Below are 13,765 nucleotides of genomic sequence, written 5' to 3' on the forward strand. Positions count from 1 at the left end.
CAATCCTTGCGATGAAATCCTCAGAAATCATGGCAAGGGGTGGCAAAAGCGTTTACTCACTTTGGGGCGATGCAGACTGCCGGTCGTGAAAGTCCACTATCGACTCATACTGTTTTAAACCGCAGGTCTTGAACTGCTCGGCGGTGTTTTCACACAGCCTGGACCCCTTGCTGCCGGTTGTGACAGGCAGCAAGGGGCCAATCTCTCTCGTCCGCTGCGTCGGCAGCCGTGGCAGCAGATCTTTGAGATAGGCATACGGATCATGCCCATGCATGCGTGCTTAGATATCCAGGCAAATTTTGCCGAAATGCTGGTTGGTTTCCTGATACTTGAACGCTTCGACAATCTCGCTCATAGGGAAATGACGATCAATAATCGGGCGCATGCCATTAGCATTGATGGCTCGGATCATGTCCTGCTGCTGGCTGCGGCTACCCACCAATACACCCTGCAGACGCACTTGCTTGATCAGTGCCGGTACAAAATTCATTGCACCGCTTACGCCACTCAATATGCCGATGACGGAGATGTGACCAGCAACCCGAATTGCACTCATCGATTGCTCAAGCGTCGCAGGGCCGCCGACTTCGATGATGTGGTCAACACCACGGCCACCCGTTAGCGCGCGTGCAGTTTCGCCCCAGTTGAGGTCTTTGCGGTAATTGATCACATGATCAGCGCCTAGCGCTTTCAGACGTTCAAGTTTTTCGTCGCTTGAAGAGGTCGCAATAACGGTAGCGCCGGCCATTTTAGCGAACTGCAGGGCGAAAATTGAAACGCCACCAGTGCCTTGGACGAGCACGGTGTCGCCCGGCTTGAGTGAGTCATCGGCCATCAGGGCGCGCCATGCAGTCAGGCCAGCGGTGGTAAGCGTCGACGCTTCAGCATGGCTGTAGCCAATAGGCGCGAGGGTGAACGATGTGGCGTTGGCCGTTACTTGCTCACGAGCGTAGCCGTCAATGCCATCACCTGGCACGCTGACAAAGCCTTCAACCAGTGGCGTACCGTTGATCCATTCCGGGAAGAAGGTGCTGACGACCGAGTCACCTACCTTGAATTCAGTGACATCTGGGCCGACAGCAATGACTTCACCTGCACCATCGGCCATGGGGATGCGTTTTTCGCTAGGGCCCCACATACCGCTGACCACCGCGAAGTCGTGGTAGTTGAGCGAGTTTGCATGAAGACGTACGGTGATTTCGCCACGCGCTGCGGCTCGGACTTCGCTGCTGCCAACCACAACCTTTTCATAGCCGCCACCGGGTTCAACGAAGATAGTTTTGCTGCTCATAGAGGTTCCCTCATGTTTTCTCATTACGCGAAATAACGAAATGAATGTTTAAAAATTACAATTCGATGATCAGCCTAGCCGCAAAGTCATTAATCGCCTGCTCATTGCGCCGGTAGTAAGTCCATTTTCCGATGCGGGTGGTCAGCACGAAGCCTGCACGTTGCAAGATAGCTAAATGTGCAGACGCAGTAGAAGGTGAAAGCCCGGCCTTGTGCTGCAAATGGGTGACGCACACGCCTATCGCAGGATCGCCATGATCCTGAGGGGGGAAATTACTGAGTGGGTCTTTGAGCCACTCCATCATTTGCATGCGAGTGTCATTGCCCAGGGCTTTGAGCTGTTCGAGTATCATGGGCGGCAATGCTACGCTTTTTTACGAAATGTTCAATAAGTAATCTATGGTCCCGCGCAAAGGGTTGAAATCAAAAACGCATCCAGCTGAATCGACCCCGCTATTTGTAGACGCCTTGAATGACTGCTTGGGCAGCCAGTAAAGTCATCAATATCGATATGTCTCACGCTGGGAAGGTGAGAGGGTATGCGCCTTTTGCTTGGCCGGGATACGCCAAGCGCTCCGATTCAACTTTGTGTTTCCACGATCCTGAGCCAAGGCCAGCGAGCCTGATAACTTTTCGCCTTCTGATCGAACAGATCCGGCTTGGGATTCTTTGGGTTGATGCGAAGGAACCCTTGCTCGGTGTCGGTCAGGCCGTTGGGGGCATAAACTTCGCCAGTTTCTATATCCAAACCAATGCAGGTACCCGAAACCAGGTAGCGATCAACTCCGTCTTTAGCCGACTGAAGCTGGGGATAGTCCGCTCCAAACCGCTGGCGGTACCACAGGTGAACGCGAGCCTGATTCTTGATCTCAACGTTCACTTCAAGGTCTTGGAAGAGACGCTGAGCTGAGTTGATGACCTCATTCTCAGCGTCCCAGGACAGATCACTGTCGAAGTAAAAAACGTCGTAATCCTTCACTCCCCAGGCTGGTGGCAGCTGTGACTGATGATTCCAGACGGCTTGGAACAGGCAGCCTGCAGTGAGCATGCATTGATTCAAACCGAGTGAAGGTAGGCGTGAGGTGATTTCCGCATTTATTGGATTGGCCATTGCTATCCTGACCAACCTTTCGACAGTCAATGTCATTTTCGTCCCTTTGGAATCGATCTAGTCCTGGCGACCGGCAATAGATCATCGCTTGGTAAAATTTCTCCAATGACGGCGTTTCCACACACTCTGGGCCAAGAGCGGTCATTGGTTTTGGGGGCTACAAACCGGGCTGTCGATGCCGGGCATAGAGAATTGAACCACCCACTCCGGACGTTCCTCTAGCTTGCAGTTCAAACGTATCCGGATACCCCTTGATCAGTTCACTGAGCTTTTTGTAACCATGGGTGCGAGGGTCGAATTCAGGTCTCAATTTGCTGATGTTGGTGCCTAGCGCACCCAGGTGAACCCAGCCATCCTCGTCGGCAATGTCATCCAATATCTTTGCAATAAAACTTACGGGTGCCTTGGGTAGTTTTTTCGCCTCGGGCGTACTGGCGACATTGACGGTCTCAATTTCGGCGAGTGGCTCGGGTTCGGGGCGATCATGTCCATTGCTTGCAGCAACAAGCGCTTCACCGCGCAACAATTCGGTATAGATAAACTTGTCGCAGGCCGACACGAACGGTCTCGGGGTTTTTTCTTCACCAAACCCGTAGACCGTCAAACCTTCTTCTCGTAACCGCGATGCGAGCCGGGTGAAGTCACTGTCGCTCGAGACCAGGCAGAAACCGTCGAAGCGGCGGGTGTATAGCAGGTCCATTGCGTCGATGATCAACGCACTGTCTGTTGCGTTCTTACCTTTGGTATACGCGAACTGTTGAATAGGCTGAATCGAATGGTCGAGCAGCACCTTTTTCCATCCGCCCAACTGAGGGCCAGTCCAGTCGCCATAGATCCGCTTGACGTTGGCGACACCATACTTGGCGATTTCTTCGAATAAACCTTCAACAATTGCCGCCGCGGCGTTGTCGGCGTCGATTAACACTGCCAAGTGTTTTTGCGTGACGGTGGGTGCGTGGATGGCCATAGGTCGTCCTCGAGTTGAGGACTTAAACATACCGTTAAAGCAACGACGAACAAAAGGGGCGCCGCTGCCAGAGGGCATGAAACAGTGGGCGGCAGCGACAACAGGGGAAACCTATGGGCCAGGAAATGAGCCGGGTAATCAGGAGTCCGGGATGCCGATGCTGTTATCCGAGTTACTGAGAAGGCGAATACGACCGTAGTACCTGAGAAGCCATGGAACAACGGGCCTAGTCCTGTGAAGATGGTTTTTTCATCCTGAAGGGTGCCCACCAGGGGCACCGTTTCAGTTCTATCGCAAGACGCCAGACTCAAACCAAGTCTTCAGGCTGCATGGTCAAAATGATTTTCCCGACGTTCTTGCAAGATTCCATCCGGCGATGTGCATCGGCGGCCCGTGATAACGGGAACGTGCTGTCAACGACAGGCTCGAGGCTTGCAGCGCCATCGAAGCGATCAAGCCAATGCTCACGGAAGCGCCTGATCATGTCGTGCTTCTCCGGCTGCGTGCGGGACTTCATGACCGTGCCAATGATTTGCAAGTGACGGTAGAGGATATGCTCCAGCTCTATAGTTACTTTGCCGCCACCGCCGAGGATGCCAACCTGAATCAGGCGGCCGCCATGCGCAAGGGACGCGACGTTGCGTGCGAAGTAGGGCTCGCCGACGAAGTCGATGACGATATCGACGCCTCGACCGTTGGTTTTATCGGCAATGACTTCGGCGAAGTCCTGTGTCTTATAGTCAATCGCGACATCTGCCCCCAAGTGTTCGACGCGAGACAATTTGCTGCCTTCAGTTGTCGCATACACCGTGGCGCCTGTGGCGTAAGCCAGCTGCACGGCGGCAGACCCAACGCCTCCAGCAGCAGCGTGAATCAGCACCGAGTCGCTGGCCTTGAGCCGAGCCAGATGCATCATCGCTTCATGGGCGGTGACGAAGACCTCCGGAATTGCTGCCGCGTGCACATAGTCCAGCTGGGCAGGGATGTGCATGGCCATGCGGTAGTCGATTCGAGCCAGTTCGGCATAGGCGCCGCCTCCAACAACGCCCATCACTCGATCACCCACCTCAAATCCGATCACCTCACTGCCTGCATCGATCACCTCTCCGGCGATCTCCAGCCCGATGATCTGGGAGTCACCGAAATTAGGATGGCCATAGCCACCCGTTCGATGAGTCAGATCCGCACGGTTTACCCCCGCGGCATAGACACGCACTAGCAAGTCGGTAGGACGCACTTCAGGAGTGGCAACCTCTGCGAGTTCCAGAACGTCTGCGGCACCAAATTCTCTGATGTTGATGGCTTTCATGCTTGGTTGTTCTCCGATTCGGTAAACGTGGCGTTGGCGATAGCAGACGCGGTAATGGCGCCAGGGAATCCCACGTAGAAAGCCAGGTGCGTGATCGCCGCTGCAATTTCGTCATGATTAACGCCATTGCCCACCGCCCGGCGTAAATGAGCGGGCAATTCTTCCGAGTGGCCCCCGGCGATCAATGCGGCCACGGTGATCAGGCTGCGGTCGCGGGGGGACAATGCCGGATCGCTCCAAATCTGCGGATAAAGCGTTGAGTCGACGAACTGCGACAGCTTGGGCGTGAATGCGCGCGCCGCTTCGCGGGGACTGCTGAAATTGATCTTGGACATGGGAATTACCCTTAAACCTGGCTGATGAATTTGTGGGTCAGATAGTGCTCGATGCCTTCAATGCCGCCTTCCGAGCCATGACCGCTTTCTTTCATGCCGCCGAACGGAAGCTCGGTGGCGACGATGCGGTATTGGTTGATCCCAATCATTCCGGCCTCCAATCCGTCAGCGACGTCAATGGCGGTTCGCGCACTGGATGTGAATGCGTACGCTGAGAGCCCGTAGGGCAGGCGGTTCGCTTCTTTCAGTCCATCCGCCAATTCATCGAACGGCATCAGTACTGCGATCGGGCCAAAGGGTTCTTCGTGCATGACTCGGGCGTTCAGCGGCACATCCGCCAGAACGGTGGGCTGGAAGAAGAAGCCTTCACGTGACAAGGCTTCGCCCCCGACCAATACCCGAGCACCTTTCTCGACGGCATCGGCCACCAGTTCTTCCATCTTTGCCAATTGCCTTGGGTTGGCCAAAGGGCCCACTTGAGTGTCTGGATGCAGGCCATCACCGATTCTCAGGGCTTTGGTTGCAGCGACAAAATGATCGACAAAAGCTTGATAGGCACCGCGCTGGATCAGAAAACGAGTGGATGAAATGCACACCTGTCCGGTCCCGCGAAACCGATTCGCGACACCTTCGGTTGCAGCCTTTTCAATATCTGCATCTGCGAATACGAGCACGGGGCCGTGCCCACCCAACTCAAGGGTGATGGGCTTAACGCCTTCGGCAGCTCGGGCAGATAGCAGGCGACCGATGGGCACTGAGCCGGTAAAGGTGACTTTGCGAATGATCGGTGAGGCGATCAGATGGCTGGACACTTGATCCGGTACGCCGAAGACCACCTGCAGCACCCCTTTGGGCAAGCCTGCGTCGTCGAGTGCACGAGCCAGGGCCAGCGCTGTGGAAGGACTTTCTTCACCTGGCTTGAGGATAACGCTGCACCCGGCGGCCAAGGCTGCCGAGAGCTTGCGGGCTGGAGTAATGGCCGGGAAGTTCCAGGGTGTGAACGCTGCCACTGGGCCGATGGCCTGGCGTTTGACCAGTTGCAGTACGCCAGGACGGTTGGCCGGTACCACGCGGCCATCAATACGCCGGGCACTCTCGGCGAACCACTCGAAGTATTCCGCCGCACGTATCACTTCATCCATGCTTTCACCCAGCGGCTTGCCTTCTTCCAGTGTCATTTGCGCGGCGATGTGCGGTGCTCGTTCAATGATCAGGTCGGCGGCCCGCTTGAGGATTTTTGCGCGTTTGTCAGGTACGGTCTGGCGCCATTGTTCGAAGCTCAGTCGAGCCACCTCAAGGGCGTTATCAAGGTCACCTGCGGTGGCGAGGGGGACGCGCCCGATCATCCGTCCGGTTGCCGGGTTAACGACAGCAGCAGTGTCGCGCCCTTGGTCACTGATCCATTCACCACCGATGAAAAGATAAAGCGGGTCGTAGGGAGTGTTCATGATGTGGCCTTCATTTGGTTGTCAGGGTTTGGTATGACGCTCGGCGCCTGAGTGGCTGTGCCGCAGGCCTGTTGAGGCGGCCTGTGCAACCAAGTCTATGGAAGGCGACACCGTTGATTTAGTCGGCCCAGAGGGAATCATTGTTGTCAGCAGAGGTAATATCGAGCATCGGGCCGAGCGTGTAGCATCATGGAAAAATGCGTGTTTTCACGGGTATGCGTCAGATCTGAAGGAAGGTCGCAATGGATAAGCTTTCGAACATGTCGGTCTACATAAAGGTTGTCGAGATGGGCAGTTTCACTGCCGTGGCAAATCATCTGGACTCCACAGTAGGTAACGTATCGCGTGCTGTTTCTGCGCTCGAAAACGTGCTCGATGCGCGTCTGTTGCAACGCTCGACCCGGCGCCTGTCGGTCACTGATGCGGGGCGGCGGTTCTATGAGCGGTGCACGAAAATTCTGGCTGATCTTGAGAGTGCGGAAGCCGAAGCAAGCAACGCGGCCTTGCAGCCCAGGGGAACACTCCGTGTGCATTGTGTACCCGGACTGGCTCGGCATCTGGTCACGGGAGCCGTGCTGGAATACCGCAAACATTTTCCGGATGTCACTGTGGATCTATTGCTTTCCCAGCGCATGCCTAACCTGCTTGAAGACCAGCTCGATGTCTCGATTCTGATTGCCCGAACGCTGCCTGATTCGGCGTATGTCAGCCAAAAGATCGGTGTCAGCCATTGCGTTCTGGTGGCGTCACCAGACTATCTGGCTCGACATGCGCCGCCCGTGACGCCGAAGGATCTCGATGATCACCAGTGTCTGCTGCTGGGCACCGTGGACTATGTCAGGGATGAGTGGCAACTGAAGAGCAAGGCGGGCGACGCGACATTTGTCCCTGCCGGGCCAAGTTTCAGCGTGAACGATATGGATGCGATGGCGGTGGCTATTCGGGAGGGGGCTGGAATTGGGTTGCTGGCCGGGTTTACGGCCGTCGAGGATTTGCGCTCCGGGAAGCTGGTGCGGGTTCTGCCTGACTTCCATACGTATGAGCGCAACGTCTATGCCATCTACAACTCACGACAGTTTGTCGATGCAAAAATCACCCGCTTCATCGACACGTTAAAGGATCGGGTTGGTCGTCAATTGGCAGCCACCGCTCAGGAGCTCATCCATTGAAATACCGCGAGTCATAAGTATTTTCACCTCGACAACACAACTTTCGAGCAACTCGCCTAAGCGCAAGGATATGTAGCCCCCCAAAAAACACCACCGGTAGCATCGGCTGGCCAATACCCAATAGTGAATTAAGCTATGAGGGCTGACCGCCTCCCGGCTCAAGTCGCTTTCAGGACACGTTAAGTCGTCTGTGTGCAATCGCCGCCCCCCGGGAGTGGCAAGCTGTAACGATGCCCCGGACCTGGTGCGCCTAGACACTTGGCCGGAGAGCGAGAATGGTGACTGGATCAGCCACGCGTCCGTGACGTGGCCCGGCACCGCAGCCAAGACTCCGGACGGTCGTCGCGTTGCGGCGGTATCGTTCGAGATGCCGAGGTACGTTTATGCCTGATGAGACGCTTCACCTGCCTCTGATTCATAGCGTGTTGCAGCGCGAAAAGGACACTCCCGGTGCCTTGCTGCCGATTCTCCACGCCATCCAGGAAGGCTGCGGGTACGTTCCCGACGCCGCCGTCCCGGAGATTGCCCATGCCTTGAACCTCAGCCAAGCTGAAGTGCGCGGCGTAATCAGCTTCTACCACGACTTCCGTACCTCGCCGCCGGCGCGCCACACGCTGCGTCTGTGCCGGGCCGAGTCCTGCCAGAGCATGGGGGCCGAGGGCCTGGCTGCGCAGTTGCGTGAGCAATTGGCGCTGGATGACCATGGCACCAGTGCCGATGGCAGCATCAGCCTGCGTCCCGTCTATTGCCTGGGTGCCTGCGTCTGTTCACCTGCTCTGGAACTGGACGGCGAGCTGCATGCACGGTTAACCCCCGAGCGCTTGCGCGAGCTGGTGAAGGGTTGTCTGGAGGAGGGCGCATGCTGAAGCTCTGTATCCCCCGTGATTCAGTGGCCCGTGCCGTGGGGGCGGACAAGGTCGCCGTGGCGCTGGTGAGTGAAGCCGAGCGTCGACAACTGCCGCTTGAACTGCGCCGCACCAGCTCCCGTGGGCTCTATTGGTTGGAGCCAATGCTGGAGCTTGAAACCGCCGAGGGCCGGCTGGGCTTTGGCCCGATCACGCCGCAAGACGTGCCGAGCCTGCTTGATGCCCTTGCAGGAGATCCCGCCAGTCATCCGTTGGCCTTGGGGCTGGTCGAGGAAATCCCGTACCTCAAAAGCCAGCAGCGTCTGCTGTTTGCGCGTGCCGGCATCACTCAACCGCTGTCCCCGGACGATTACCGTGCCCAAGGTGGTTTTCTCGGGCTTGCGCGGGCGATCCAGATGGACGGCGCCGACGTGGTCGCCAGCGTGCTCGATTCCGGCCTGCGCGGCCGCGGTGGCGCGGCGTTCCCGGCGGGCATCAAGTGGCGCACCGTTCGAGATGCGGTAGGCGCACAGAAGTATGTGGTGTGTAACGCCGATGAGGGCGACTCCGGCACGTTTGCCGACCGCATGCTGATGGAGGGCGATCCGTTCCTTTTGATCGAAGGCATGATTATCGCGGGCATCGCTGTCGGCGCGACCATGGGCTACATCTATGTGCGTTCGGAATACCCGGACGCGGTAGCCACCCTCAATGCCGCCCTGGGCATCGCTCGCCAGGCAGGTTATCTGGGGACGAACGTGGGCGGCAGCGGTCGCGCGTTCGAGCTGGAAGTCCGGGTGGGCGCGGGGGCCTACATCTGTGGTGAGGAAACCGCCTTGCTGGAATCGCTGGAGGGCAAGCGCGGCACCGTTCGCGCCAAACCGCCATTGCCGGCGCTGCAAGGTTTGTTCGGGCTGCCGACACTGGTCCACAACGTGCTGACCCTGGCCTCGGTGCCCGTGATCCTGGAGAAGGGCGCACAGTTTTACCGTGATTTCGGCATGGGCCGTTCCTTGGGCACGATGCCTTTTCAACTGGCGGGCAACATCCGTCACGGCGGCCTGGTAGAGCGCGCCTTCGGTTTGAGCCTGCGTGAGCTGGTGGAAGGTTATGGGGGCGGTACCGCCAGTGGGCGGCCGCTCAAGGCCGCGCAAGTGGGCGGGCCGTTGGGTGCCTGGGTGCCGCCTTCGCAGTTCGACACGCCGCTGGACTACGAGGCATTCGCCGCCATGGGCGCCATGCTCGGCCACGGTGGTGTGGTGGTTGCCGACGACAGCCTGGACATGGCCCGGATGGCCCGTTTTGCCTTGCAGTTCTGCGCCGAGGAATCCTGCGGCAAGTGCACGCCGTGCCGGATCGGTTCCACCCGTGGCGTGGAAGTGGTGGACCGCTTGATCGCCAGCACCGATGCCGCTGCGCGCCAGGAGCAGGCACTGCTGCTGCAAGACCTTTGCGACACCATGCAGTACGGCTCGCTCTGCGCCCTGGGTGGGATGACTTCCTTTCCCGTCGGTAGCGCCCTCAAGCATTTTCCCGCCGACTTCGGTCTGGCGACCACGGAGGCCGACCAATGATCAATATCTTCGACCCAAGCAGCGATATCGACCTTGGCACCCCGGCACGTGAAAGCGACGTGCAGGTCAGCCTGACCATTGATGGCCGCGAAATCAGCGTCGCCTCTGGCACCTCGGTGATGCGCGCGGCGGCCATGCTCGGCACCACCATTCCAAAACTCTGCGCCACCGACAGCCTGGAAGCCTTCGGCTCCTGCCGCATGTGCCTGGTGGAGATCGACGGTATGCGTGGCTACCCGGCCTCCTGCACCACGCCGGTGACACAAGGCATGGTGGTGCGCACCCAAACGTCCAGACTGGCCGATCTGCGGCGCAACGTGATGGAAATGTACATTTCCGATCACCCGCTGGACTGCCTGACGTGCGCCGCCAACGGCAACTGTGAATTGCAGACGGTGGCGGGGCAGGTGGGCCTGCGCGAGGTGCGCTACGGCTACGAGGGTGCCAATCACCTGGCCGAAGCCAAGGACGTCTCCAACCCTTATTTCGAGTATGACCCGAGCAAATGCATCGTCTGTAACCGTTGTGTGCGCGCCTGTGAGGAAATCCAGGGCACGTTTGCCCTGACCATCACCGGACGCGGCTTCGATTCCCGCGTGGCGGCGGCCGGCGGTGACAACTTCCTCGACTCCGAATGCGTCTCCTGCGGCGCCTGTGTCCAGGCCTGCCCGACGGCGACCCTGATCGACAAGAGCGTTGTGGAGGTCGGCCAGCCGGAGCGCAGCGTCATCACCACCTGTGCCTATTGCGGTGTAGGCTGCTCCTTCCGCGCCGAAATGAAAGGCGAGCAACTGGTGCGCATGGTCCCGGACAAGAACGGCCAGGCCAACCATGGGCACTCCTGCGTCAAGGGCCGTTTCGCCTGGGGTTACGCCACCCACCCAGACCGCATCACCAAACCGATGATCCGCAAGCACATCAGCGACCCGTGGCAGGAAGTCAGCTGGGAAGAGGCGGTCAACTACGCGGCCAGCGAATTACGGCGTATCCAGCTCAAATACGGGCGCGACTCCATCGGTGGCATCACCTCCAGCCGCTGCACCAACGAAGAAACCTACCTGGTGCAGAAACTGGTGCGCACCGCTTTCGGCAACAACAACGTCGACACGTGCGCCCGGGTCTGCCATTCGCCCACCGGTTATGGCCTCAAGCAGACCTTGGGCGAATCCGCCGGCACCCAGAATTTCGACTCGGTGATGAAGGCCGACGTGATCCTGGTGATGGGTGCCAACCCCACCGACGCTCACCCGGTGTTCGGCTCCCAGCTCAAGCGTCGCTTGCGCCAGGGCGCACGGCTGATCGTCATCGACCCGCGTCGTATCGATCTGGTGGACTCCCCCCATGCCCGTGCCGAACTGCACTTGCAACTGCGTCCGGGGACCAACGTGGCCATGCTCAATGCGCTGGCCCATGTGATTGTCACTGAGGGGCTGGTCAACCAACCTTTCGTCGAGGAGCGCTGTGAGGCAGCGGATTTCACCCGGTGGCGCGAGTTCGTCAGCCAGCCGGACAACTCGCCCGAAGTCCTCGGACCGGTGTGTGGCGTGCCCGCCGAGCAGATCCGCGCCGCCGCGCGGCTTTACGCCAGCGTTGACAATGCCGCTATCTACTACGGCCTCGGTGTCACCGAACACAGTCAGGGCAGCACCTCGGTGATGGGTATCGCCAACCTGGCCATGGTCACCGGCAATATTGGCCGTGAAGGGGTCGGGGTGAATCCGCTGCGCGGGCAGAACAACGTCCAGGGTTCCTGCGACATGGGTTCTTTCCCCCACGAGCTGCCGGGCTATCGGCACATTTCCAACGAGACGGTACGCGCCCAGTTCGAACAGGCCTGGAACGTGACTCTGCAACCTGATCCAGGGCTGCGCATTCCCAATATGTTCGAAGCGGCCCTGGACGGGACCTTCAAGGCCCTTTACTGCCAGGGCGAGGATATCGCCCAGAGTGACCCGAACACTCAGCACGTGACCGCGGCACTGTCGGCCATGGAATGCGTGGTGGTGCAGGATATCTTCCTCAACGAGACGGCCAAGTTCGCCCATGTGTTCCTGCCGGGCAGCTCGTTCCTTGAGAAGGACGGCACCTTCACCAACGCCGAGCGCCGCATTTCCCGAGTGCGCAAGGTGATGGAACCGCTGGCCGGTAAGGCCGACTGGGAAGCCACCGTGGCCCTGGCTGATGCCTTGGGCTACAAGATGCACTACAACCATCCTTCGCAGATCATGGACGAGATCGCTCGCCTGACCCCTACCTTCAGTCGCGTCAGCTACGCCGAACTGGATCGTCACGGCAGCCTGCAGTGGCCGTGCAACGATGCCGCGCCCGACGGCACGCCAACCATGCACATCGAGCAGTTCGTGCGTGGCAAGGGGCGCTTCATGCTCACCGGCTATGTGCCCACCGAGGAGAAGGTCAACAGTCGCTATCCGTTGCTACTGACCACCGGGCGGATCCTTAGCCAGTACAACGTCGGCGCCCAGACCCGACGCACCGACAACGTGGCCTGGCATGAAGAGGACCGGCTGGAAATCCACCCGACCGATGCCGAAAACCGCGGCATCGTCGAGGGTGACTGGGTCGGTATCGGCAGTCGCGCCGGGCAGACCGTGCTGCGGGCGAAAGTCACCGAGCGGGTGGCGCCTGGGGTGGTCTACACCACCTTCCACTTCCCCGAATCGGGTGCCAACGTCATCACCACCGACAACTCCGACTGGGCCACCAACTGCCCGGAATACAAAGTGACGGCGGTCGAGATCGTGCGGGTCAGCCAGCCTTCCGAATGGCAGAAGCGCTACCAGGCCTTCAGTGATGAACAGGGGCGTCTGCTCAGAGAGCGTCGCCATGCCGAGAAAGCCGAGGTGCGGCGATGAGTTCCGAAAGCCTGATCAAGATGGCCAACCAGATCGCGCAGTACTTCGCCAGTGAACCGGATCACGAGCAGGCGGTGAACGGTGTGCGCCAACACATGAAGAACTTCTGGACGCCGGCCATGCGTCGCCAGTTGAGTGCTTGGCAAACCGAGCATCCGGGCGCAGTACTGCATCCTTTGGTGCTGGCGGCACTGACGGAAACGACCGAGGGGGCGGTCTAGCAGGGCCTGCGATGGCGGGAACGGGCACAGCCCTGGCCGGTTCATCGTCGAAGACGTATGACTAAACCGGTCAGGGCTGTGGTCAACTCAGGGATCTGTCAGTTGACAGTGATGTAGGGGTCCCAGCTGTAGTTCGGACCAATCTGGTTCAGGTTCCGGTCCAGCAGCACGAAGGTAACGGTGTACCAGAGTTTTCCTGCGTTCAGGGCCGTGGACTGCCAGAAGGTGTAGGTCACGTCAGTTTTGGCGATGCCGTGGGGGGCGCCCTTGTCCAGGTACGGCACCGGGATATTCGGGATGTTGTAGGAGATCGGGGTCGACATGGAACCTGGGTAATCACCGCCCTGGTGAGGGTTGCCTTGCTGGACGTTGGTGATCAGTGCGACGCGGTCGAAGTTGCGCGACAGGGTCGTTGCGCGCCAGCGGATGATGTCGCCGGGGTTCACGTCGATCCACAACTCGTCGCCACCTTCGCCGGTGTTGCCGCTGGCTTGCTTGTCGACCGCATCGCGGCTCACCAGCATGGCCACTGCGCCACCGACATCGCCGGGATGGGCGATCAGGTAATCGGCATCAATCGTGACAAGCACATCAATTGTTTGGGTCGCTCCAGACATTTTGTT

The 13,765-nt window shown here is 59.0% G+C and carries 13 protein-coding genes and 1 pseudogene; 5 read left to right on the forward strand and 9 right to left on the reverse strand.

The features are described from left to right. Nucleotides 1-184 precede the first annotated feature (184 nt). The 8 genes and pseudogenes from T3A99_RS03365 to T3A99_RS03400 form a co-directional block, all read right to left on the reverse strand. Nucleotides 185-280, reverse strand: a pseudogene (locus tag T3A99_RS03365) (transposase domain-containing protein); the annotation flags it as partial. Next, a complete protein-coding gene (locus tag T3A99_RS03370) occupies nt 281-1,291 on the reverse strand; it encodes a zinc-dependent alcohol dehydrogenase family protein (protein WP_047225703.1) in 1,011 nt (336 codons plus the stop codon). A 55-nt stretch (nt 1,292-1,346) separates the two neighbouring features. Beyond that, entirely contained in the window at nt 1,347-1,643 is a 297-nt protein-coding gene (locus T3A99_RS03375; protein WP_047225704.1) for an ArsR/SmtB family transcription factor, read from the reverse strand. A gap of 227 nt (nt 1,644-1,870) precedes the next feature. Further along, nucleotides 1,871-2,401: a nucleotidyltransferase family protein gene (locus T3A99_RS03380; protein ID WP_256676789.1), complete on the reverse strand. Its 531-nt coding sequence runs from the start codon at nt 2,399-2,401 to the stop codon at nt 1,871-1,873. Nucleotides 2,402-2,558: 157 nt separating this feature from the next. Beyond that, on the reverse strand, nt 2,559-3,368 hold the full coding sequence (locus tag T3A99_RS03385) for an NYN domain-containing protein (RefSeq protein ID WP_107322332.1): 810 nt from the start codon (nt 3,366-3,368) through the stop codon (nt 2,559-2,561). Nucleotides 3,369-3,675: 307 nt separating this feature from the next. Next, nucleotides 3,676-4,677 carry an NAD(P)H-quinone oxidoreductase gene (locus T3A99_RS03390; protein ID WP_322833938.1) on the reverse strand — a complete coding sequence of 334 codons (1,002 nt, stop codon included), beginning with the start codon at nt 4,675-4,677 and terminating at the stop codon, nt 3,676-3,678. After that, entirely contained in the window at nt 4,674-5,012 is a 339-nt protein-coding gene (locus T3A99_RS03395; RefSeq protein ID WP_047225708.1) for a carboxymuconolactone decarboxylase family protein, read from the reverse strand. Before T3A99_RS03395 ends, T3A99_RS03390 begins: the two co-directional genes overlap by 4 nt. Before the next feature lie 11 nt (nt 5,013-5,023). Next, complete coding sequence (locus tag T3A99_RS03400) at nt 5,024-6,460, reverse strand: NAD-dependent succinate-semialdehyde dehydrogenase (RefSeq protein ID WP_139049910.1); 1,437 nt, start codon at nt 6,458-6,460, stop codon at nt 5,024-5,026. Nucleotides 6,461-6,702: 242 nt separating this feature from the next. On the opposite strand from T3A99_RS03400, the gene T3A99_RS03405 reads away from it, so the two are divergent. The 5 genes from T3A99_RS03405 (at nt 6,703) to T3A99_RS03425 (ending at nt 13,142) form a co-directional block, all read left to right on the forward strand. Then, a complete protein-coding gene (locus T3A99_RS03405; RefSeq protein WP_047225710.1) occupies nt 6,703-7,629 on the forward strand; it encodes a LysR family transcriptional regulator in 927 nt (308 codons plus the stop codon). A 383-nt stretch (nt 7,630-8,012) separates the two neighbouring features. Further along, nucleotides 8,013-8,495, forward strand: a complete 483-nt coding sequence (locus T3A99_RS03410; protein ID WP_047225711.1) for a formate dehydrogenase subunit gamma — start codon at nt 8,013-8,015, stop codon at nt 8,493-8,495. Then, nucleotides 8,489-10,048 (forward strand): formate dehydrogenase beta subunit, encoded by a 1,560-nt coding sequence (locus T3A99_RS03415; protein WP_322833939.1) that lies wholly within the window; start codon nt 8,489-8,491, stop codon nt 10,046-10,048. Before T3A99_RS03410 ends, T3A99_RS03415 begins: the two co-directional genes overlap by 7 nt. After that, entirely contained in the window at nt 10,045-12,921 is a 2,877-nt protein-coding gene (gene fdhF / locus T3A99_RS03420; protein WP_322833940.1) for a formate dehydrogenase subunit alpha, read from the forward strand. Before T3A99_RS03415 ends, fdhF begins: the two co-directional genes overlap by 4 nt. Next, entirely contained in the window at nt 12,918-13,142 is a 225-nt protein-coding gene (locus T3A99_RS03425) for a formate dehydrogenase subunit delta (protein WP_274090131.1), read from the forward strand. Before fdhF ends, T3A99_RS03425 begins: the two co-directional genes overlap by 4 nt. Nucleotides 13,143-13,240: 98 nt before the next feature. On the opposite strand, the gene T3A99_RS03430 is transcribed toward T3A99_RS03425, so the two are convergent. Then, a complete protein-coding gene (locus tag T3A99_RS03430) occupies nt 13,241-13,759 on the reverse strand; it encodes an AidA/PixA family protein (RefSeq protein ID WP_322833941.1) in 519 nt (172 codons plus the stop codon). Between the last annotated feature and the right edge of the window lie 6 nt (nt 13,760-13,765).

Origin of the sequence: Pseudomonas sp. N-137 (genome assembly GCF_034555295.1) — a bacterium.
GTDB classification, from domain to species: Bacteria; Pseudomonadota; Gammaproteobacteria; order Pseudomonadales; family Pseudomonadaceae; genus Aquipseudomonas; species Aquipseudomonas rhizophila.

Bases quoted from the DNA above. Each gene is read 5' to 3' on its own strand.
- T3A99_RS03405 (WP_047225710.1), top strand. From the start codon at position 6,703: ATGGATAAGCTTTCGAACATGTCGGTCTACATAAAGGTTGTCGAGATG.
- T3A99_RS03370 (WP_047225703.1), bottom strand. From the start codon at position 1,291: ATGAGCAGCAAAACTATCTTCGTTGAACCCGGTGGCGGCTATGAAAAG.
- T3A99_RS03380 (WP_256676789.1), bottom strand. From the start codon at position 2,401: ATGGCCAATCCAATAAATGCGGAAATCACCTCACGCCTACCTTCACTC.
- fdhF (WP_322833940.1), top strand. From the start codon at position 10,045: ATGATCAATATCTTCGACCCAAGCAGCGATATCGACCTTGGCACCCCG.
- T3A99_RS03400 (WP_139049910.1), bottom strand. From the start codon at position 6,460: ATGAACACTCCCTACGACCCGCTTTATCTTTTCATCGGTGGTGAATGG.
- T3A99_RS03395 (WP_047225708.1), bottom strand. From the start codon at position 5,012: ATGTCCAAGATCAATTTCAGCAGTCCCCGCGAAGCGGCGCGCGCATTC.
- T3A99_RS03390 (WP_322833938.1), bottom strand. From the start codon at position 4,677: ATGAAAGCCATCAACATCAGAGAATTTGGTGCCGCAGACGTTCTGGAA.
- T3A99_RS03385 (WP_107322332.1), bottom strand. From the start codon at position 3,368: ATGGCCATCCACGCACCCACCGTCACGCAAAAACACTTGGCAGTGTTA.
- T3A99_RS03410 (WP_047225711.1), top strand. From the start codon at position 8,013: ATGCCTGATGAGACGCTTCACCTGCCTCTGATTCATAGCGTGTTGCAG.
- T3A99_RS03415 (WP_322833939.1), top strand. From the start codon at position 8,489: ATGCTGAAGCTCTGTATCCCCCGTGATTCAGTGGCCCGTGCCGTGGGG.
- T3A99_RS03425 (WP_274090131.1), top strand. From the start codon at position 12,918: ATGAGTTCCGAAAGCCTGATCAAGATGGCCAACCAGATCGCGCAGTAC.
- T3A99_RS03430 (WP_322833941.1), bottom strand. From the start codon at position 13,759: ATGTCTGGAGCGACCCAAACAATTGATGTGCTTGTCACGATTGATGCC.
- T3A99_RS03375 (WP_047225704.1), bottom strand. From the start codon at position 1,643: ATGATACTCGAACAGCTCAAAGCCCTGGGCAATGACACTCGCATGCAA.